Consider the following 19,108-nt stretch of genomic DNA (forward strand, 5'->3'; position numbering starts at 1 on the left):
GCACGGGGGCGGCGCTTCGGCGCTGCCCCTTCTGCCGAAGAGGCCAAGCGATGCGAGTGAGCAACCCTTTGATCGTGCTGAGTGCGATCCCCCTGATGTGGATGATCGAGGTAGCCATGGGCAGCAGCCTGTTACTCCCCAACCCCGCGCAACTGGCCGGGCGTTGGCAGCTTTACGCCGAACAGCCGCAAGGCCAGCCCTGCGAGTTGCACCTGGGCGCGAGCGAAGGCCAGCTAGGCGGTGACCTGGCGTGCGCCGAGCGCTTGCTCGGGCTGCGCCCCGGCAGCTGGCTGGTAACCCCCGATACCCTCGCCCTGGTGGGCGCTGACGGCAGCAGCGTGGTGCATTTCAGCCGCGCAGGTGCCCAGCGTTATACCTGGGCCGCGCCAGACGGCACGCAACGGGTGCTCGAGCGCTTGAACCCATAACCCCGCCTGGAACTTTTAAAGTTCCAGCCAGACAGGGCGAAACATGAAACTTCCGAGCCACAAGCCCGGGGCGCCCTTGTGGGCGGCACTCGGCCAATATAAATCGACCTTGATCAGCGTGGGCTGTTTTACCGCGCTGATAAACCTGCTGATGCTGGTGCCATCGATTTATATGCTGCAAGTGTACGACCGTGTACTGAGTTCACAGAACACCACAACTTTATGGGTGCTGACGCTGATGGTCGTCGGCTTCTTCGTTTATATCGGTGCGCTGGAGGCGGTGCGCAGTTTCATCGTTATCCGGGTGGGCAACCAGTTGGAAAAAAGTTTCAACCTGAATGTTTACCGCGCCGCCTTCGAACGCAACTTGCGCCAGCGTGACGGCGCCGCCGGGCAGGCCCTGGGTGACCTTACCCAACTGCGCCAGTTCGTCACCGGCCCTGCGCTGTTCGCCTTCTTCGACGCGCCGTGGTTCCCGCTGTACCTGGCGGTGATCTTCGTCTTCAACGTCTGGCTGGGGGTGATGGCCTGCGTCGGCGCCGTGTTGCTGATTGGCCTTGCGCTGCTCAACGAGCGCCTGACCCACGCCACCCTGGCCGAGGCCAGCCATTACCAGCTGCAATCGACGCAACTGGCCGGCAGCCAGCTGCAAAGCGCCGAGAGCATCCAGGCCATGGGCATGCTCGGCGCCCTGCGCCAGCGCTGGTTCGCCCTGCATGTGCGCTTTCTCGACCTGCAAAACCGCGCCAGCGATACCTCGGCGGTGGTCACCGCCACCAGCAAGGGCCTGCGCCTGTGCCTGCAATCGCTGGTGCTGGGCCTGGGCGCGTTGCTGGTGATCGAGGGGCAGATGACCCCGGGCATGATGATCGCAGGCTCCATCCTCATGGGCCGGGTGCTCAGCCCGATCGACCAGCTGATTGCCGTGTGGAAGCAGTGGAGCGCCGCGCAGCTGGCCTACCAGCGCCTGGACAGCCTGCTGCGCGAACACCCCGAGCCCGCAGCGCCGATGCCGTTGCCGGCGCCCACCGGGCAACTGGCCGTCGAGCAGGTTAGTGCCGGCCCGCCCGGGCGTCACCTTGCGACCTTGCAGCAGGTCAGTTTCAGCCTGGCCCCGGGCGAGTTGCTGGGGGTGCTGGGCGCCTCGGGCTCGGGCAAGTCGACCCTGGCCAAGGTGCTGGTGGGCGTGTGGCCGACCCTGGCCGGGCAGGTGCGCCTGGACGGCGCCGAGCTCAGCCAGTGGGACCGCGAAGCGTTAGGCCCGCACATCGGCTATTTGCCGCAGAACATCGAGCTGCTGCGCGGCAGCATCGCCGAGAACATCGCCCGTTTCGGCGAGCTGGACGGCCACAAGGTGGTCGAGGCGGCGCGCCTGGCCGGGGTGCACGAGCTGATTTTGCGCCTGCCGCAGGGCTATGACACGCGCCTGGGCGAGGCGGGGGGTGACCTTTCCGGCGGCCAGAAGCAGCGCATCGCCCTGGCCCGGGCCCTGTATGGCAACCCCTGCCTGGTGGTGCTGGACGAACCCAACTCCAACCTCGACAGCCTTGGCGAGGCGGCCTTGGCCAATGCCCTGCACGAGCTCAAGGCCCTGGGCCGCAGCGTGGTGTTGGTGACCCACCGCAGCGCCGCGCTGGGCCAGGCCGACAAGCTGCTGGTGCTTAACGAAGGCCGCTTGCAGGGCTTTGGCCCGGCCCGCGACATCCTCCACGCCCTGGGCCAGGGCCCGGCGCAACGCCCGCTGCAGGCCGGGGGTGGCGCATGAGCCGGCATGAACGCGACGCGCGCTTTCATGTGCGCCTGGGCTGGTGGCTGACCCTGGCCGGCTTCGGTGGCTTCATGGCCTGGGCCAGCCTGGCGCCGCTCGACCAAGGGGTGCCGGTGCAGGGCACCGTGGTGGTGTCGGGCAAGCGCAAGGCGGTGCAGTCGATGGCGCCGGGGGTGGTCAGCCGGATTCTGGTCCGCGAGGGCCAGCAGGTGCACCAGGGCGAGGCGCTGTTCCGCCTTGACCGCACCCAGGTGCAGGCCGATGTCGATGCCTTGCAGGCCCAGTACCGCACTACCCGCGCCAGCCTGGCGCGTTGGCAGGCCGAGCGCGACAACCGGGCGCACTTGGTGTTCGCCGCCGAGCTGCTGGGCGATGACGACCCGCAGTTGGGGCTGATTGTCGAAGGCCAGCGCCAGCTGTTCGACAGCCGCCGCCAGGCCCAGGCCCGCGAGCAGGGTGCGCTGGCTGCCAGCATTGACGGCTCCCAGGCCCAGCTGGCCGGCATGCGCCGCGCGCGCGGTGACCTGCAGGCCCAGGCCGACTCGCTGCGCGAACAACTGGACAACCTGCGCCCGCTGGCCGGCGATGGTTACATCCCGCGCAACCGCGTGCTGGAGTACCAGCGCCAGTTGTCCCAGGTGCAGCGCGACCTGGCACAAAATGCCGGCGAAAGCGCGCGGCTGGAGCAGGTGATCGTCGAGGCCCGGCTCAACCTGCAGCAGCGCCGCGACGAGTATCAAAAAGAGGTGCGCACGCAACTGGCGGAGGTTCAGGTCAAAGCTGCAACGCTTGAGCAGCAGCTCAACTCGGCGCGCTTCGAGCTGCAGCACAGTGACATCGTCGCCCCCGCCGACGGCATTGCCGTAAACCTTGGGGTGCATACCCAAGGCGCCGTGGTGCGGGCCGGCGACACCCTGGTGGAAATCGTCCCCCAGGGCGCGGCGCTGGAGGTGGAAGGACGCCTGCCGGTCAACCTGGTGGACAAGGTGGTAGTACAGATGCCGGTGGACATCCTGTTCACCGCGTTCAACCAGAACCGCACGCCGCGGGTCAGCGGCGAGGTGGCGCTGGTGTCGGCCGACCAGTTGCTCGATGAGCGCACCGGCCAGCCTTACTACGTGCTGCGCAGCACGGTCAGCGAAGCGGCGCTGGCGCGCCTGGACGGCCTGGTGATTCGCCCGGGCATGCCGGCCGAGCTGTTCGTGCGTACCGGCGAGCGCTCGCTGCTCAATTACCTGTTCAAGCCCCTGCTCGACCGCGCAGGGTCCGCGTTGACCGAACAATAAGGACCGCCCGTGAAGACCTTTGCATTGACCGGCCTGCTGGCCACCTGTGCCTGCGTGCCGGTGCAGGCCGCCATGGGCCCGTTCCAGGTGTATGAACAGGCGCTGCGCCGCGACCCGGTCTACCTGGCTGCCTTCGAGCAGCGCCAGGCCGGCCAGGAGTACCGCGCCATAGGCCGTGCCGGGCTGCTGCCGAGCCTTTCGTACAACTACAACAAGGGGCGCAACGATTCCCAGGTGCGTTACCTGGGGGATTCGCGGCGCCAGCAGGAGGACCGCACCTACAGCAGCATGGGGTCGTCGTTCACCCTCCAGCAGCCGTTGTTCGACTACCAGGCCTACGCGGCCTATCGCAAGGGTGTGGCCCAGGCGCTGTACGCCGACGAGAGTTTTCGCGACCAAAGCCAGCAGTTGCTGGTGCGGGTGATGACCAGCTACACCCAGGCACTGTTCGCCCAGGACCAGATCGCCATCAGCGTGGCCAGCAAGCAGGCCTATCGGCAGCAGTTCCAGCAGAATCGGCGGCTGTTCGCTGCTGGCGAAGGCACCCGCACCGATATCCTCGAGGCGCAGGCGCGCTTCGAGCTGGCCGATGCCGAGGAAATCCAGGCGCGTAATGACCAGGACGCCGCATTGCGCGAGCTGGGGGCGCTGATTGGCGAGCCGGCAGTCCGGGCCGAAGACCTGGCGCCGCTGGACAGCGCTTTCGCCTTGCCGCAGGTCGAGCCCCAGGGCTACGAGGCCTGGCAGGCGCGGGCACTGGCTGAAAACCCGCAACTGGCCTCATCGCGCCAGGCGGTGGAGGTGGCGCGCCAGGAAGTGGAGCGCAACCGCGCCGGGCATCTGCCCAAGGTGACCGCCTACGCCAGCTCGCGGCGCCAGCAGTCGGACAGCGGCAACACCTACAACCAGCGTTACGACACCAACACCGTGGGTATAGAGGTGAGCCTGCCGCTGTTTGCCGGTGGCGGCGTGTCGGCCTCCACGCGCCAGGCCAGCCGGCACATGCAGCAGGCCGAGTACGAGCTGGACGGCGCCACCCGCAGCACCCTGATCGAGCTGCGCAGGCAGTACAACGCCTGCCAGTCCGGCGCCAGCCGCTTGCGTGCCTATGAGCGGGCGCGGGTGGCGGCCGAGGCGCTGGTGCTGTCGACACGCAAGAGCGTGCAGGGCGGCGAGCGGGTCAACCTCGATGTGCTCAACGCCGAGCAGCAGTTGGCCAGCACCCGCCGCGACCTGGCCCAGGCGCGTTACGACTACCTGCTGGCGTGGATCAAGCTGCATTACCAGGCGGGGGTGTTGAGCGATGTGCAACTGGCGCGGGTCGATGAAGCCTTCGTCAGTGCCGACCACTGATTCACCGCCCCCCTATAGAGCAAACTACAAGACACGGTCCCTGTGGGAAGCGGCCTTGCCGGGGCGCCGTCCGGTCGAGATGGGCTGCGCAGCAGCCCCGGCAATCTTGCATGAGGCCGAGGCCTTGGGGCCGCTTCGCGCCCCATCTCGACCGGACGGCGCCCCGGCAAGGCCGCTTCCCACAGGGTCGCAGATCGCCTCCGGTCAGGCTGTTGCCGCTTCCAGCTTCACCCGCTTGCGCTCGGCCAGCCCCCACACCAGCAAGGCCAGTGCGCCGATCACCAGGCCCGTGACGACGATGCCGTCCCAGCCGTACACCTCGAACAGTTGCGTGCCCAGCAGCGACCCCAGCGCGCCACCGATGAAATAGCAGGTGATATAGCCGGCATTGAGCCGGGTGCGCGCCTCGGGGCGCAACACGATCACCGCGTTCTGGTTGCTCACGTGCACCAGTTGCACCGCCAGGTCCAGCAGCAGCACGCCCAGCAGCAAGGCTGCCAGCGAACTCTGGGCAAAGCCCAGCGGCACCCACGACAGCAGCAGCGCAGTCAGGCCCACGCTGGTGCCCAGCGCACCCTTGCCGCGGTCGGCCAGGCGCCCGGCCCAGTTGGCGGCCAGCGCGCCAGCCGCGCCGGCCAGGCCGAACAGGCCGATCACCGCGTCCGAATAGTGGTACGGCGCATTGCTCAGCAAAAACGCCAGCGGCGTCCAGAACAGCGCGAACAGGCTGAACGACAGCAGCCCCAGCAGCGAGCGCAGGCGCAGTACCGGCTCTTCGGCGAACAGGCGGAACACCGAGCCGATCAGCGCCGGGTACTTCAGCCCGGCATGGCTGTGGTGCTGCGGCAGGCTGCGGTACAGGGCCACGGCGGTGATCGCCATCAGCCCGGCGGCGAGCACATAGATGCTGCGCCAGCCGCCCAGTTCGGCCATGAAGCCGGCCGCGGTACGGGCCAGCAGAATACCCAGCAGCAGGCCGCTCATCAGCGTACCCACGGCGCGGCCGCGCTGGTCGGGGGCGCTCAAGGCGGCGGCCATCGGCACGAGAATCTGCGCCACCACCGAGAACAGGCCGGTCAGTGCGGTACCGACGATCAGCCACGGCAGATTGGGCGCGCAGGCGCTGATCACCAGGCCTGCGGTAGAGATCAGCACCATGGTCACGATCAACCGGCGCTGCTCGAACAAATCACCCAGCGGTGCCAGCAACAGCAGGCCGGCGCCATAGCTGAGCTGGGCAGCGATGACGATGCTGCCGGCACTGGCGGTGCTCAGGCCGAACTGCTCGGCGATGCTGTGCAGCAGGGGTTGTGCGTAGTAGTTGCTGGCCACCGCCAGGCCGGTGGCGGTGGCCATCAGCAGGATCAGGGCGCGACTGAGTGTCGGGGTGTGCATGGGGGTTCTCGTGGCAGGCAAGGAGGAATGCGGACAAGTATCAGGAAGTGTCTGGCATGACGCCAATGTATAGTTTTCAACTTGTCCATCTTGAAAACAGATAGATCATGAACCTCAAGCAACTGGAGTACGCCCTGGCGGTCGCCGACAGCGGCAGTTTCACCCGCGCCGCCGAGCGCTGCCATGTGGTGCAGTCGGCGCTCAGCCACCAGGTGGCGCGCCTGGAGGCGCAACTGGGGGTGAGCCTGTTCGAGCGCACCTCGCGGCGGGTGCGCCTGACCCCGGCCGGCGAGGCCTTCGTGCAGAGCGCGCGGCCGGCGGTGGAGGCCGCGCGGCGCATTGCCGACGACGTGGCCGCCGCCTGCGGGCAGGTGCGCGGGCGCCTGTCGATTGGCGAGATCAGCTCGTTGACCGCGCTGGACCTGGTGGAGGTGCTGGAGGTTTTCCACAGCCGTCACCCGGATGTGGACGTGCGCTGGCTGACGGCCAAGAGCGAGCTGCTGGTGGCCGACGTGATCGAGCGGCGCCTGGACGTGGGCTTTATCGGCCTGTGGCAGGGCGAGGTGTTGCAGGGCGTGCAGCATCGGCTGCTGGCGCGGGAGGAACTGGTGGCGGTATTGCCGGTCGGGCACCGGTTGGCGGGTAACACGCAGCTGGCACTGGCGGAACTTGCCGGCGAGGTACTGGTGGACTTCCCCGAAGGCACGGGTGCGCGGCGCCAGACCGACGAGGCGTTTCAGGCGGCGGGGCTGGTGCGCCGGGTGCAGTTCGAGATCGGGCATATTCGCCTGGTGGAAAAGTTCGTGCAGCGCGGCATGGCCGTGGGGCTGGTGCCCGAACGCATCGCCCGGGGCTTCCAGGGGGTGGCCACGGTGGCGCTGGCGGGTGCGCCGGTGCGCCACCTGTACGCGGTGTGGTCACCCAGCCCGACGCCGGCGGCGCGGGCGTTTCTGGAGGTGATGGAACAAAGCCTGGCGTCGGTGTGAAGGCTATCGCGGGGCCTTGGGATCAGGCCGAGAACCCGCCATCGACCAGCAGGCTGGCCCCGGTGATGTAGCCGGCTTCCGGGCCTGCCAGGTAGGCCACGAAACTGGCGATCTCTTCTGCTTGCCCGTAGCGCCCGATCGCCATCAGCGGGATCAGGCTCTCGGCGAACTCGCCGCTGGCCGGGTTCATGTCGGTGTCCACCGGGCCAGGCTGCACGTTGTTGACGGTGATGCCCTGCGGCCCCAGGTCCCGGGCCATGCCCTTGGTCAGGCCGACCAGCGCCGACTTGCTCATGGCGTAGGGCGCGCCGCCGGCAAACGGCATGCGCTCGGCGTTGGTACTGCCGATGTTGATGATGCGCCCGCCCTGGCCCATGTAGCGGGCAGCCGCCTGGCTGGCAACGAACACGCTGCGTACGTTGACGGCCAGGGTGCGGTCGAAGTCGGCCAGGTCGAACTCGGTGATCGGCGCAACCGCCAGCACGCCGGCGTTGTTGACCAGGATATCGATGCGGCCGAAGGCTTTTGCCGCATCGTCCACCGCCAGTTGCAATGCGGCGGCGTCTGCGCTGTCGGCGCGCAGGGCCAGGGCTTGGCCGCCGCCGGCCTTGATCTCTTCGGCCAGCGCTTGGGCGGGGCCTGCGGAGCTGACGTAGGTGAAGGCCACCTGTGCGCCTTCTTTGGCCAGCCTGCGGACGATGGCTGCACCGATACCGCGCGAGCCGCCTTGGACGAAGGCCACTTTGCCTTCGAGGGTAAGTTGCTGGGACATGCTGATCTCCTGCTGGAAGCAAGGCCGGATGCCTTGGATGGGCGCAGTATCGACCGATGATTACCTGCTGATAAGATGGCAATCGCTATTAGCAGACTAAACCTTTGGTTGGGAATCATGGCCACGGAATCGTTCAATGCCCTCGAGTGCTTCATTCGCAGCGCCGAGGTGGGCAGTTTTGCCGAGGCGGCCCGGCGCCTGCGCATCACCCCGGCGGCGGTGGGCAAGCACGTTGCCCAGCTGGAAGCGCGCCTTGGGGTGCGGCTGTTCCAGCGTAGTACGCGCAAGTTGACCCTGACTGAAGCTGGGCAACGTTTTCTGGGTGAGGTCAGTGACAGCTTTCGCACCATCCAGTACGCCGTGGCCAACCTGGCCAGTGCCGAAGGCCAGCCGGCCGGCTTGCTGCGGGTGAGCATGGGCACGGTGTTCGGGCGCTTGTATGTGCTGCCGTTGCTGGGCGAGTTTTTGCGCAGGTTCCCGGCCATCACCCCGGACTGGCACTTCGACAACCGCCAGGTGGACCTGATCGGCCAGGGTTTCGATGCCGCCATTGGCGGTGGCTTTGACCTGCCGCCGGGGGTGGTGGCGCGCAAGCTGACCCCGGCGCACCGGGTGCTGGTGGCGTCATCCGATTACATTGAGCGCTGCGGGGCTGTGCAAGACCCCCAGAGCCTGCAACGGCACGACGGCATCCTGATCCGTTCGCCGCAGACCGGCCGGGTGCGTTCCTGGCCGTTGACCAGCCGCTGGCAGGAGCAATGCCCGTTGCAACTGCGTCAGGCGATGACCATGAGCGATTCCGACGCCGCGTGCGCGGTGGCCGAGCAGGGCCTGGGCATCGCCCTGGTGAGCCTGCCGTTTGCCGTGCCTTACCTGGCCGCCGGGCGCTTGCAGCGGGTGTTGCCGGACTGGTACGTGGACGATGGGCACATCAGCCTGTACTACGCCGGGCACAAGCTGCTGCCGGGCAAAACCCGGGCGTTCATCGATTTCTTGGTTGAGCAGTTTGCCGTGCAGGGCTTGGCCGATACATTCAATGCCCTGCACGAGCCTAGCGGCAACCCCCTGTAGGAGCCGGCTTGCCGGCGATAGGGCCATCAGCTTTGCCACAAGGCCTGAACCTGGGTTGGCAGGCCCGGCCTCATCGCCGGCAAGGGCGCGTGTCAGGCTACATCGATGATGTACTGAACCTGCGCCACCCCGTTGACCACCAGGCTCACCTCGTCATCCACTTTCTTGCCCATCAGTTGCTGCCCCAGCGGCGCGCGCGGGGTGATCACGGTCACCAGCGCGTCGCCTTCGCCGATCTTCAGCCCGGCGCCCTCGGGGCCGATGAACAGCCGGCGCTGCTGCCCGTCTTCATCTTCCAACGTCACCAGGCAACCGACCTGAATGCCCCGCGCCGGGTCGTAATCGCGCAGCACCAACTGCTGGTAGGTCAGCAGCGCCTGGCGAATTTCGGCAGTCCGTCGGGCCTGGCCGGTGGCCAGGTACGACGCCTCGAGCCCCAGGGTGTCGTACTTGTTCTCGGCGATGTTCTCTTCGGCGGTGGCGGTTTCGTAGGCGGTCTGGGCGGCGCGGCGCAGCACCTCGACGTCGTGCTCGAGGGTGGCCAGGATGCGTTGCAGCAGGGCAGGCTTGTGCATGGTCAGTAGCAGAACTCCAGCACGTTGGCCTGGCTCTTGTCGGTGGGCGCGGTGCGGTTCTGCTGCAACCAGAACTGGCACTTGGGGTTGTTCAGGTTGCGCGGGTTGCCTTGCGCTGCGTCGGCGGCCTGCTGTTCTTGCTGTTGCTGCAAGATATCCTTGTAGCGCTCGAACATCTGCGCCTGGGCGTCCTGCGGCTGGGCCGGCGCTGCTGCTGGCACGGGTTGCACGAGCGCCGGGGCGACGGCCTGGGCCACCGGCTGTACTTGCTCTGGCCACAGGCGCAGGGCCAGCCAGAGGCTGACGGCGATGGCCACGGCGCCCAGCCACAGGCCGAAGGCGATGCACAGGGTCAGTTGCACGGGCTTGAGGCGGATGTTCAGTTCGCGGCGGCGGGGCATGGCGGCCTCCTGGCAGGGGCGGTACGGTGGCGGCATTGTCGCATGGCGTGGCAGGTTTTTTCAGCGTCGCGCTTTAAAGCGGCGGCAATTGTGCGCAAAATCCGCGCTCGTTTTTTGCAGGTACCGTGATGAAAGCCACCTGGGACATTTTCTGCGCCGTCGTCGACAACTATGGCGACATTGGCGTGACCTGGCGCCTGGCCCGCCAGTTGGCGGCCGAGCACGGCCTGGCGGTGCGCCTGTGGGTGGACGACCTGCAGCCTTTCGTGCGCCTGTGCCCCACAGCCGACGCCAGCGCCGAGCAGCAATGGCAGCAGGGTGTGCAGGTACGCCGCTGGCCGGCCCGCTGGCAGGGCGATGCGCCCGGCCAGGTGGTGATCGGCGCCTTCGCCTGCCAGTTGCCCGACGGGCTGGCCGAGGCCATGGCCGCCCAGCCCAGGGCGCCGCTGTGGCTGAACCTCGACTACCTGAGTGCCGAGGACTGGGTCGAGGGCTGCCACGGGCTGCCGTCGCCGCAGGCCAACGGGCTGCGCAAGATGTTCTTCTTCCCGGGGTTCAGCGAAAACACCGGCGGGCTGCTGCGCGAAGCTTCACTGCTGGGGCGCCGCGAGGCGTTCGGGGCCGACGCGCGCACGGCGTTTTTACGCGGGCTGGGCGTCGAGGTGCAGCCTGATACGCGGCTGATCTCGCTGTTTGCCTACGAAAACCCGCAACTGGGCAACTGGCTCGATGTACTGGCCGCCGATGGCAGCAACGCCACCCATCTGCTGGTGCCCCATGGGCGCATTCTTGGCGATCTTGGCCAATGGCTGGGGGAGGGCGAGCTGGCGGTGGGCGCGGTGCATCGGCGCGGCGCGCTGACCGTGCAGGTGCTGCCGTTCGTCAGCCAGGACGACTACGACCGCCTGCTGTGGAGCTGCGATTTCAACGCCGTGCGCGGTGAAGACTCGTTCGTGCGCGCGCAGTGGGCCGGGGCGCCGATGTTGTGGCACATCTACGTGCAGGAAGAGAACGCCCACTGGGAAAAGCTCGACGCGTTCCTGGCGCTTTATCGCCAGGGGTTGTCGGACGCTGCCGGGCAAGCGCTGGTCGAGCTGTGGCGTGCCTGGAACATGGACCAAGCGATGGGCCAGGCCTGGCAAAACCTGCAAGCGCACTGGCCGGAACTGCGCCAGCATGCCCGCCAATGGTGCGCCGCGCAGGCCGCTCGGCCGGACCTTGCCACGAGGCTGGTACAGTTTTATCGAAATTCGCTATGATACGCGGCCTCGATTTTTATAAATCCATCCAGATTCGGATACTTCGTAATGAAAACTGGTAAAGAACTGAAACCCGGTACCGTACTGCGTATCGACAACGACCCGTGGCTGGTACAGAAAGCTGAGTTCACCAAGTCGGGCCGTAACAGCGCGATCATGAAGACCAAGCTGAAGAACCTGCTGACCGGTTACAAGACCGAAACCGTATACGGTGCAGACGACAAGCTGGACGACGTGATCCTGGATCGCAAAGAAGCGACCCTGTCGTTCATCAACGGTGACGAGTACACCTTCATGGACACCACCGACTACACCATGTACGAACTGAACGCCGAGGACATCGAAGCCGTTCTGCCGTACATCGAAGAAGGCATGGAAGACGTCTGCGAAGCTGTGTTCTTCGAAGGCCGCCTAGTATCGGTAGAACTGCCGACCACCATCAGCCGTCAGGTTGTCTACACCGAGAACGCCGCCCGTGGCGACACCTCCGGCAAGGTCATGAAGCCTGCCAAGCTGAAGAACGGTACCGAAATCTCGGTTGCCGACTTCATCCAGATCGACGAGTGGATCGACATCGACACTCGCGACAACAGCTTCAAGGGCCGCTCCAAGAAGTAATCCTTCTTGCGACGTGCACAAAAAACCCGGCCTTGGCCGGGTTTTTTTGTGCCTGTGAAACCCCGTCGGCTTCACCGCTTCTGTAGGAGCCGGCTTGCCGGCGATAGGGCCATCAGCTTTGCCACAAGGCCTGAACCTGGGGTTGCAGGCCCGGCCTCATCGCCGGCAAGCCGCTCCTACAGGGGTGTGTGGCGTTACACGCTCACGTGCAGGCGTACATCCACATTGCCGCGGGTGGCGTTGGAGTACGGGCAGACCTTGTGCGCCTTTTCCACCAGTGCCTCGGCATCGGCCTGGGCCAGGCCCGGCAGGTTGATGTTGAGGTCGATGTCCAGGCCGAAACCGCCCGGGATCTGGCCGATACCCACCTTGGCGGTGATCGACGCATCGGCCGGCAGGGCCTTTTTCTCCTGGCCGGCGACGAACTTCAGGGCGCCGATGAAGCAGGCCGAGTAGCCGGCGGCGAACATCTGCTCGGGGTTGGTGCCGTCACCGCCGGCGCCGCCCAGCTCTTTCGGGGTGCTCAGCTTGACTTCCAGCTTGCCGTCGCTGGAGCGGGATTTGCCGTCGCGACCGCCAGTGGAGGTGGCTTCTGCGATGTACAGCGGAGTGACCTTTTGCATCTTGAGCCTCACGTGTGTGTGCTGTGCGCCGGTGGCGCTGGGTGGGTGTGAAACTAACTTAGCGTGCAATTAATTTGCGCGCAAGATAAATTTTTGACCATGCCGCCAAACGGCCAGATCACAGCATAGACGTCAGAGGTTTTCTTGCAGCTGTGTGCGCAGTTGCAGCAGGTCGGCCTGCAGTTTGCGTAGCTGTTCGGCGCTGTGCCCGCTGGCCTTGAGAATGCAGTGCGGTACCTCGCGGGCCTTTTGTTGCAGTTCACGGCCTTTGTCAGTCAGTTCCACCAGCACCACCCGTTCGTCCTCGCGGCTGCGGGTGCGCTTGAGCAGGCCTTCGCTTTCCAGGCGCTTGAGCAGCGGGGTGAGGGAGCCGGGGTCGGTGAGCAGGCGCTGGCTGATCTCGCCCACGGTCAGGCCGTCTTCCTGCCACAGCACCAGCATGGCCAGGTATTGCGGGTAGGTCAGGCCCAGGGCCTGCAGCAGTGGCTTGTAGACCTTGGTCATCAGCAGCGACGTGGAGTGCAGGGCGAAACACACCTGGTTGTCCAGCAGCAGCTCGTCGCAGGGGGCTTGGGTGTCGGCGTTCATGCAGGTCCTTGAATTCGGTCAGGTGAGAAATCTAGCACGCGATTTGTTTGCGCGCTCATTGCCAGCGCAGCTCGCTGCGCAGGGCCAGGTCCCAGGGGGGCACCGGGCTGAAACGGCTCTTGAGGAATTCGAGCAGCAAGCGGCTGCGAGAGTTCGTTTCATGTTCAAGGCGCAATGCATAGATGCCCGTGGTCTCCGGTGCTGGCAGGCCGTTGTCGCAGAACAGCGGGATCAGTTCACCGCGCAGCAGGTACTCGCTGATCAGCCAGGTCGGCAGGTGCGCCACCCCCAAACCGGCCAGGGCGCCGAACAGCAGGGTTTCGGCGTTGTTGGCGGTCATGCGCATGCGCGCCGGGCGGTACAGCCGTGCCTGGCCGGCCACCGTAAAGCGCCAGGCGAAGGGCGGCGCCAGGCCATCCCAGTCCAGGCCATCGTGCTGCGGCAGCTCGCTGGGGCAGGCCGGCACGCCGCGGCTGGCCAGGTAGGCGGGGCTGGCGCAGGCGATGCGCACCATATACGCCAGCGGCGTGGCCACCAGTCGGGTGTCGGCCAGGGGGCCGGCGCGCAGCACTAGGTCGACCTCGCCCAGGTGGCTGCCGTGCAGGTCGACGAAGCTGTCGATCAGGCGCAGTTGCACATCAAGCCCCGGGTAGGCCACCAGAAAGTCGGCAATCGCCGGGGCCAAGTGGCGGCGGCCAAAGGCGGCCGGGGCGTCGATGCGAATCAGCCCTTCCGGGGCGTTGCTCAGCGACACCGCCTCGGCGCGGGCCAGGCGCAGTTCCTCGATGATGCGCCGGGCCCGTTCGGCGAAGGCGTTGCCGGCCGGGGTAGGGCGCACGGCATGGGTGCTGCGCGAGAACAGGCGGCTGCCGACGGCGGCCTCCAGGTTGTCGATGCGCCGGGCAACGGCAGACGGGGTCAGCGGGTGGCGGCGGGCAGCGGCAGAGAAACTGCCGGTGTCCAGCACGTCGAGGAACAGGCTCAGTTGTTCGGTGAGAATGTCGGGGCTCATGGCGGGCTCTGCTTGTGCGTAATGCGCATAGCCATTGTGCGCTGTTGTGCGTTTCCCCGCCAGCCGCGACTGGGTAGCATGCCTGCATCGTTTAAGCAGGTTGGATGAGGCAGATGGTCGAGTGGTTGTTGTATATCGTGTTGGGCGCGGGGCTAGGCACCATGGGCGGGCTGTTTGGCATTGGCGGCGGGTTGATCGCCATCCCGGCGCTGGGCGTGCTGTTTGGCCTGGACCAGCAACTGGCTCAGGGCACCGCGCTGGTGATGGTGGTGCCCAACGTGCTGTTGGCGCTGTGGCGCTACCACCAGCGCAACCGCATCGAGCTGCGCCATGCCGTGCCGCTGTCGCTGTGCAGCTTTGTGTTCGCCTGGCTGGGGTCGATTTGGGCGGTGGGCATCGATGCCCATGCCATGCGCCTGGGCTTCGTCGGCTTTCTGGTGGCGTTGGCGGTGTGGAACGTGGCGCGGATGTTCCTGCGGGTGGCGCCGCCGAGCAGTGAACTGCGCTACCCATGGCCGTGGCTGGGTGTGCTGGGCAGCTTTGCCGGCACCATGGGCGGCTTGTTCGGGGTGGGCGGTGCGGTGGTGGCAACGCCGATACTGACCAGCGTGTTCGGCACCACCCAGGTGGTGGCCCAGGGCCTGTCGCTGGCGCTGGCGGCACCCAGCACCATGGTCACCCTGGCGACCTACGGCGTGCACCACAGCGTGGACTGGAGCATCGGCATTCCGTTGGCGGTGGGTGGCTTGCTCAGCATCAGCTGGGGGGTGAAGCTGGCCCACGCGCTGCCGGAGAAGGTGCTGCGCGGGATGTTCTGTGTGTTTTTGGTGGTGTGTGCGGTGATGCTGGGGTTTGAGCTGTAATCACGCTTCCCTGTAGGAGATCACCCAGCCCTGCGGGCTGCGCTGTCGCGCAGAGAACTAGTCTCGCAGATGCATCATGGCCCCTGTGGGAAGCGGCCTTGCCGGGGCGCCGTCCGGTCGAGATGGGCTGCGCAGCAGCTCCGGCAATTTTGCATGAGGCTGAGGCCTTGGGGCCGCTTCGCGCCCCATCTCGACCGGACGGCGCCCCGGCAAGGCCGCTTCCCACGGGGACCGTGTTAAATCAATGAGTTGTAGTTTGTTCTAGGGGAGCCTGCGTTATTTGAACCCCTCGACGATGTACCCGGCCATGCAGTCGGTAATCGGCGACTGCTGCTGCGAATTGCGCAGCAGCATCACATTGGCCACGTGCAACTGCGGAAGCCCGTCGCTTTCATCGAGCATGCGCAGGTTGCCGCCGATCAGGCTGTGCAACTGCGCCGTCACCGCCAGCCCGGCGCTGACGATGGCGAACAGCGCCGCAAGGCTGGGGCTGGTGTAGGCGATGCGGTACTCGATGCCGTGCTGCTCCAGCGCGTTGCAGGTCCAGGCGCGGCAGAAGCAGTCGGTGTTGAACAGCGCCAGTGGCATCGGCCGCTGTTCCTGCGGGCAAAAGCCTTGCGCTGCGGCCCACACCAGGCGCTCCTGGCGCAGCAACTGGCCCACTTCGTTGCCTGGCTCGCGGGTGACGATGGTCAGGTCCAGGTCCTGGCGCTGCATCAGGTGCTTGGACGAGTCGCAGTGCACCTCGACGTGAATCAGCGGGTAGTCCTGGGCGAAGCGGGTGAGGATGCCGGGCAGAAAACGCATGGCGTAGTCGTCTGGCGTGCCGATGCGCACCACCCCGACCATGTGCGGCATGCGCAGGGTATTGAACACCTCGCCATGCAGCTTGAGGATGCGCCGGGCATAACCCAGCAGCACCTCGCCCTCGGCGGTCAGGCGCACCTGGCGGCCTTCGCGCTCGAACAGCTGGCGCTGCAAAATGTCTTCTTCCAGGCGTTTCATCTGCATGCTCACCGCCGACTGGGTGCGGTTGACCACTTCGCCGGCGCGGGTAAATCCGCCTTGCTCGGCAATGGCGACGAAGGTGCGCAGCACCTCGGCGTCGAGGCTCTGGTACTGGGACATGGCATCAATCCTCTAGATGCATGGCATCAGAAACATTCGTTGGATTGATCCTAGGCCTGGGCAGAGACTGAAGCCATCCACACGGAGGGCTTCACGATGAAAGGTCATGCAAGCTTCACCCAATCACCTGTCCTGTCCCACCTGCTGCGTTGGTACGAGCTGTACCAGCAACGCCAGGAGCTGGCGCGCATGAGTGACGCCACGCTGCACGACCTGGGGCTGTCGCGGGCCGATATCCAGCAGGAGGCCGAGCGGCACTTCTGGGATGACCCGCTGAGCAAGGGCTAAGGCCGGTGTGATGGCATTCGCGGGCTTGCCCGCGAATGCTATGGTGCAGGCACTGCATCATCACCAGGAGGGCGCGCAGTGAGCCTAGCGTTATCCATCCCCCAGGCCCGCCGCCTGGCCTTGTCTGCCCAGGGCTTCGGCAAACCACCCGAGCGCGCGCCGAGCCTGGCGGCCATCAAGCGCACCTTGCAACAGTTGGGCGTGGTGCAGATCGATTCGGTCAACGCCCTGGTGCGTTCCCACTACCTGCCGTTGTTCTCGCGCCTGGGCGATTATCCGCAGGCTGCCCTTGAGCAACTGGCCTGGGGCAAGCCCCGCCAGCGCCGCCTGTTCGAGTATTGGGGCCACGAAGCCTCACTGCTGCCGCTGGAGCTGTACCCGCTGATGCGCTGGCGCATGGCAGATGCTGCACAGGGCCGGGGTATCTACCGGCAACTGGCAACCTTCGGCCGCGAGCGGGGCGAGGTCATCGACCGCGTACTGGCCGCCGTGCAGCAGCAGGGGACGCTGGGTGCCGGCAGCCTGTCCACCCGTGAAGAACGTGCCGGCCCCTGGTGGGACTGGAGCGAAGAAAAGCTCGCACTGGAATGGTTGTTCGCTGCAGGTGAGGTGACGGTGGCCGGGCGCCGAGGGTTCGAGCGGCTGTACGACCTGCCTGAGCGGGTGGTGCCGGCCGCCGTGCTCGACCAGCCCGTGCCTGCTGAAGCGGAGGCCCAGCAGGGCCTGCTGCTGCACGCCGCCACTGCACTGGGCGTTGCCACCGAGCAGGACCTGCGCGACTACTTCCGCCTATCTCCCCAGCAGAGCAAGGCCGCCCTGGCCGAGCTGCTGGCCGATGGGCGGTTGCAGGCCTGCACGGTACAAGGCTGGAAGCAGCCCGCTTACACCGCAGGTACTCCGCGCATTCCCCGGCGCATCCACACCAGCGCCTTGCTGTCGCCTTTCGATTCGCTGGTCTGGGAGCGTGCCCGCACCGAGCGGCTGTTCGATTTCCGCTACCGCCTGGAAATCTACACCCCGGCGCACAAGCGGGTGTATGGCTACTACGTACTGCCATTCCTTTACCAAGAACGCATCGCTGCGCGGGTGGACCTGCGTGCCGAACGCGCCCATGGGCGCCTGGCGGTGCATGCAGTACACGAGGAGCAGGCAGGGCTGGACGAGCAGGGCTACCTGGCCCTGGCCGCCAACCTGTACCGGCTGGCGACCTGGCTGGGCCTTGAGAGCGTGCAGCTCAACTGCCCCCGCAGCGAGGGCAACCGGCTGCGTCAGGCGCTGCTCAGCGGCGCACCTGCTTGAGGGTTTCGGCAATCAGGAAGGCCAGCTCCAGCGACTGGTCGGCGTTCATGCGCGGGTCGCAGTGGGTGTGGTAGCGGTCTGACAGCGCGTCTTCGGTGATCGGCCGGGCGCCGCCGATGCACTCGGTGACGTTCTGCCCGGTCATTTCGATATGGATGCCGCCGGCATGGCTGCCCTCGGCCTGGTGTACCTGGAAGAACTGCTTCACCTCGTCAAGAATTTGCGCGAAGTCGCGGGTCTTGTAGCCGCTGCTGGCCTTGATGGTGTTGCCGTGCATCGGGTCGGAGCTCCACAGCACCTGGCGGCCCTCGCGCTGCACGCTGCGGATCAGCCCCGGCAGGTGGTCGCCGACCTTGCCGGCGCCCATGCGTACGATCAGGTTGAGGCGGCCCGGGTCGTTGTCCGGGTTGAGCACGTCGATCAGGCGGATCAGCTCCTCGGTGTTCATGCTTGGGCCGACTTTCACCCCGATCGGGTTATGCACGCCACGCAGGAACTCGACGTGGGCGCCGTCCAACTGGCGGGTACGGTCGCCGATCCACAGCATGTGCGCCGAGCAGTCGTAGTAGTCGCCGGTCAGGCTGTCGCGGCGCACGAAGGCTTCTTCGTAGTTCAGCAGCAGCGCTTCGTGGGCGGTGAAAAAGCTGGTTTCGCGCAGTTGCGGGGCGCTGTCCAGGCCACAGGCGCGCATGAACGCCAGGGTTTCGTCGATGCGGTTGGCCAACTGGTGGTACTTGTCGGCCAGCGCCGAGTTGGCGATGAAGTCCAGGTTCCACTTGTGCACCTGGTGCAGGTCGGCAAAGCCGCCCTGGGCGAAGGCGCGCAACAGGTTGAGGCTGGCGGTGGCCTGATGGTAGGCCTGCAGCAGGCGCTCGGGGTCGGGCACGCGGCTGGCGGCGTCGAAGCCGATGCCGTTGACGATGTCGCCGCGGTAGGCGGGCAGGGTCAGGTTGCCGATGGTCTCATCGTTGGCCGAGCGCGGCTTGGCGAACTGGCCAGCCATGCGCCCCACCTTCACCACCGGGCAGCCGGCGGCGAAGGTCATGACGATGGCCATCTGCAGCAGTACTTTGAAGGTGTCGCGGATTTTTGCCGCCGAGAACTCGGCAAAGCTTTCGGCGCAGTCGCCGCCCTGCAGCAGGAACGCGCGGCCCTGGGTCACCTCGGCGAACTGCCGGCGCAGTTCGCGGGCTTCACCGGCGAACACCAGCGGCGGGTAGCTGGCCAGGGTCTGCTCGACCTTGTGCAGGTGGGCGGCGTCGGGGTAGACGGGTTGCTGCTGGATCGGCAGGGCGCGCCAGCTGTCAGGGCTCCAGGGTTGGTTCATTGCAGGCTCTGTTGTTATCGGTTCGGGCGTGCAGCCATGGTACAGCCGCCGGGCCGCTTGTTGCACCA

At 66.4% G+C, this 19,108-nt stretch carries 20 protein-coding genes; 11 read left to right on the forward strand and 9 right to left on the reverse strand.

The features are described from left to right. Positions 1 to 56 precede the first annotated feature (56 nt). The 4 genes from KSS94_RS07410 (at position 57) to KSS94_RS07425 (ending at position 4,835) form a co-directional block, all read left to right on the forward strand. A complete protein-coding gene (locus KSS94_RS07410; protein WP_225935849.1) occupies positions 57 to 428 on the forward strand; it encodes an AprI/Inh family metalloprotease inhibitor in 372 nt (123 codons plus the stop codon). Between the two features lie 43 nt (positions 429 to 471). After that, positions 472 to 2,193: a type I secretion system permease/ATPase gene (locus KSS94_RS07415; protein ID WP_217842373.1), complete on the forward strand. Its 1,722-nt coding sequence runs from the start codon at positions 472 to 474 to the stop codon at positions 2,191 to 2,193. Continuing rightward, positions 2,190 to 3,482, forward strand: coding sequence for an HlyD family type I secretion periplasmic adaptor subunit (locus KSS94_RS07420; protein WP_217842374.1), 1,293 nt, complete (start codon positions 2,190 to 2,192; stop codon positions 3,480 to 3,482). The genes KSS94_RS07415 and KSS94_RS07420 overlap by 4 nt, the downstream gene beginning before the upstream one ends. A 72-nt stretch (positions 3,483 to 3,554) precedes the next feature. Further along, positions 3,555 to 4,835: a TolC family outer membrane protein gene (locus tag KSS94_RS07425; protein WP_217843538.1), complete on the forward strand. Its 1,281-nt coding sequence runs from the start codon at positions 3,555 to 3,557 to the stop codon at positions 4,833 to 4,835. Positions 4,836 to 5,039: 204 nt separating this feature from the next. On the opposite strand, the gene KSS94_RS07430 is transcribed toward KSS94_RS07425, so the two are convergent. Further along, positions 5,040 to 6,230: an MFS transporter gene (locus KSS94_RS07430; RefSeq protein ID WP_217842375.1), complete on the reverse strand. Its 1,191-nt coding sequence runs from the start codon at positions 6,228 to 6,230 to the stop codon at positions 5,040 to 5,042. 107 nt (positions 6,231 to 6,337) lie between these two features. Here KSS94_RS07430 and KSS94_RS07435 point away from each other — a divergent pair, with 107 nt between their 5' ends. Then, a complete protein-coding gene (locus KSS94_RS07435) occupies positions 6,338 to 7,216 on the forward strand; it encodes a LysR family transcriptional regulator (protein WP_217842376.1) in 879 nt (292 codons plus the stop codon). A gap of 22 nt (positions 7,217 to 7,238) precedes the next feature. On the opposite strand, the gene KSS94_RS07440 is transcribed toward KSS94_RS07435, so the two are convergent. Further along, positions 7,239 to 7,988: a 3-oxoacyl-ACP reductase family protein gene (locus KSS94_RS07440; RefSeq protein ID WP_437179994.1), complete on the reverse strand. Its 750-nt coding sequence runs from the start codon at positions 7,986 to 7,988 to the stop codon at positions 7,239 to 7,241. Positions 7,989 to 8,105: 117 nt separating this feature from the next. Between KSS94_RS07440 and KSS94_RS07445 the strand changes: the two genes are divergently transcribed. Beyond that, positions 8,106 to 9,059 (forward strand): LysR family transcriptional regulator, encoded by a 954-nt coding sequence (locus KSS94_RS07445; RefSeq protein WP_217842377.1) that lies wholly within the window; start codon positions 8,106 to 8,108, stop codon positions 9,057 to 9,059. Positions 9,060 to 9,151: 92 nt separating this feature from the next. Here KSS94_RS07445 and KSS94_RS07450 read toward each other — a convergent pair whose 3' ends face one another. Both KSS94_RS07450 and KSS94_RS07455 read right to left on the reverse strand, forming a co-directional pair. Next, on the reverse strand, positions 9,152 to 9,634 hold the full coding sequence (locus KSS94_RS07450) for a GreA/GreB family elongation factor (protein ID WP_217842378.1): 483 nt from the start codon (positions 9,632 to 9,634) through the stop codon (positions 9,152 to 9,154). 2 nt (positions 9,635 to 9,636) lie between these two features. Further along, complete coding sequence (locus KSS94_RS07455) at positions 9,637 to 10,035, reverse strand: hypothetical protein (RefSeq protein WP_217842379.1); 399 nt, start codon at positions 10,033 to 10,035, stop codon at positions 9,637 to 9,639. 128 nt (positions 10,036 to 10,163) lie between these two features. On the opposite strand from KSS94_RS07455, the gene earP reads away from it, so the two are divergent. Next, positions 10,164 to 11,294 carry an elongation factor P maturation arginine rhamnosyltransferase EarP gene (gene earP / locus KSS94_RS07460; RefSeq protein ID WP_217842380.1) on the forward strand — a complete coding sequence of 377 codons (1,131 nt, stop codon included), beginning with the start codon at positions 10,164 to 10,166 and terminating at the stop codon, positions 11,292 to 11,294. Between the two features lie 48 nt (positions 11,295 to 11,342). Then, the gene (gene efp / locus KSS94_RS07465) at positions 11,343 to 11,912 is read left to right on the forward strand and encodes an elongation factor P (RefSeq protein ID WP_013971530.1); all 570 of its coding nucleotides are present in this window, start codon (positions 11,343 to 11,345) and stop codon (positions 11,910 to 11,912) included. Between the two features lie 194 nt (positions 11,913 to 12,106). On the opposite strand, the gene KSS94_RS07470 is transcribed toward efp, so the two are convergent. The 3 genes from KSS94_RS07470 to KSS94_RS07480 form a co-directional block, all read right to left on the reverse strand. Then, a complete protein-coding gene (locus KSS94_RS07470; RefSeq protein WP_217842381.1) occupies positions 12,107 to 12,535 on the reverse strand; it encodes an organic hydroperoxide resistance protein in 429 nt (142 codons plus the stop codon). 132 nt (positions 12,536 to 12,667) lie between these two features. Next, a complete protein-coding gene (locus tag KSS94_RS07475; protein ID WP_217842382.1) occupies positions 12,668 to 13,123 on the reverse strand; it encodes a MarR family winged helix-turn-helix transcriptional regulator in 456 nt (151 codons plus the stop codon). 55 nt (positions 13,124 to 13,178) lie between these two features. Then, the gene (locus KSS94_RS07480; RefSeq protein ID WP_217842383.1) at positions 13,179 to 14,135 is read right to left on the reverse strand and encodes a LysR family transcriptional regulator; all 957 of its coding nucleotides are present in this window, start codon (positions 14,133 to 14,135) and stop codon (positions 13,179 to 13,181) included. A 113-nt stretch (positions 14,136 to 14,248) separates the two neighbouring features. Between KSS94_RS07480 and KSS94_RS07485 the strand changes: the two genes are divergently transcribed. Then, on the forward strand, positions 14,249 to 14,998 hold the full coding sequence (locus KSS94_RS07485; RefSeq protein ID WP_217843540.1) for a sulfite exporter TauE/SafE family protein: 750 nt from the start codon (positions 14,249 to 14,251) through the stop codon (positions 14,996 to 14,998). Between the two features lie 276 nt (positions 14,999 to 15,274). Here the strand turns inward: KSS94_RS07485 and KSS94_RS07490 are convergent, their stop codons facing one another. Continuing rightward, a complete protein-coding gene (locus KSS94_RS07490; protein WP_217842384.1) occupies positions 15,275 to 16,126 on the reverse strand; it encodes a LysR substrate-binding domain-containing protein in 852 nt (283 codons plus the stop codon). Positions 16,127 to 16,222: 96 nt separating this feature from the next. Here KSS94_RS07490 and KSS94_RS07495 point away from each other — a divergent pair, with 96 nt between their 5' ends. Next, complete coding sequence (locus tag KSS94_RS07495) at positions 16,223 to 16,414, forward strand: DUF1127 domain-containing protein (RefSeq protein ID WP_217842385.1); 192 nt, start codon at positions 16,223 to 16,225, stop codon at positions 16,412 to 16,414. A 78-nt stretch (positions 16,415 to 16,492) separates the two neighbouring features. Then, positions 16,493 to 17,713, forward strand: coding sequence for a winged helix-turn-helix domain-containing protein (locus KSS94_RS07500; protein WP_217842386.1), 1,221 nt, complete (start codon positions 16,493 to 16,495; stop codon positions 17,711 to 17,713). On the opposite strand, the gene KSS94_RS07505 is transcribed toward KSS94_RS07500, so the two are convergent. After that, a complete protein-coding gene (locus KSS94_RS07505; RefSeq protein ID WP_217842387.1) occupies positions 17,694 to 19,040 on the reverse strand; it encodes a class II 3-deoxy-7-phosphoheptulonate synthase in 1,347 nt (448 codons plus the stop codon). The two genes, KSS94_RS07500 and KSS94_RS07505, sit on opposite strands and share 20 nt — an antisense overlap. Positions 19,041 to 19,108: the final 68 nt, after the last annotated feature.

The organism is Pseudomonas fakonensis (assembly GCF_019139895.1).
Taxonomy (GTDB): domain Bacteria; phylum Pseudomonadota; class Gammaproteobacteria; order Pseudomonadales; family Pseudomonadaceae; genus Aquipseudomonas; species Aquipseudomonas fakonensis.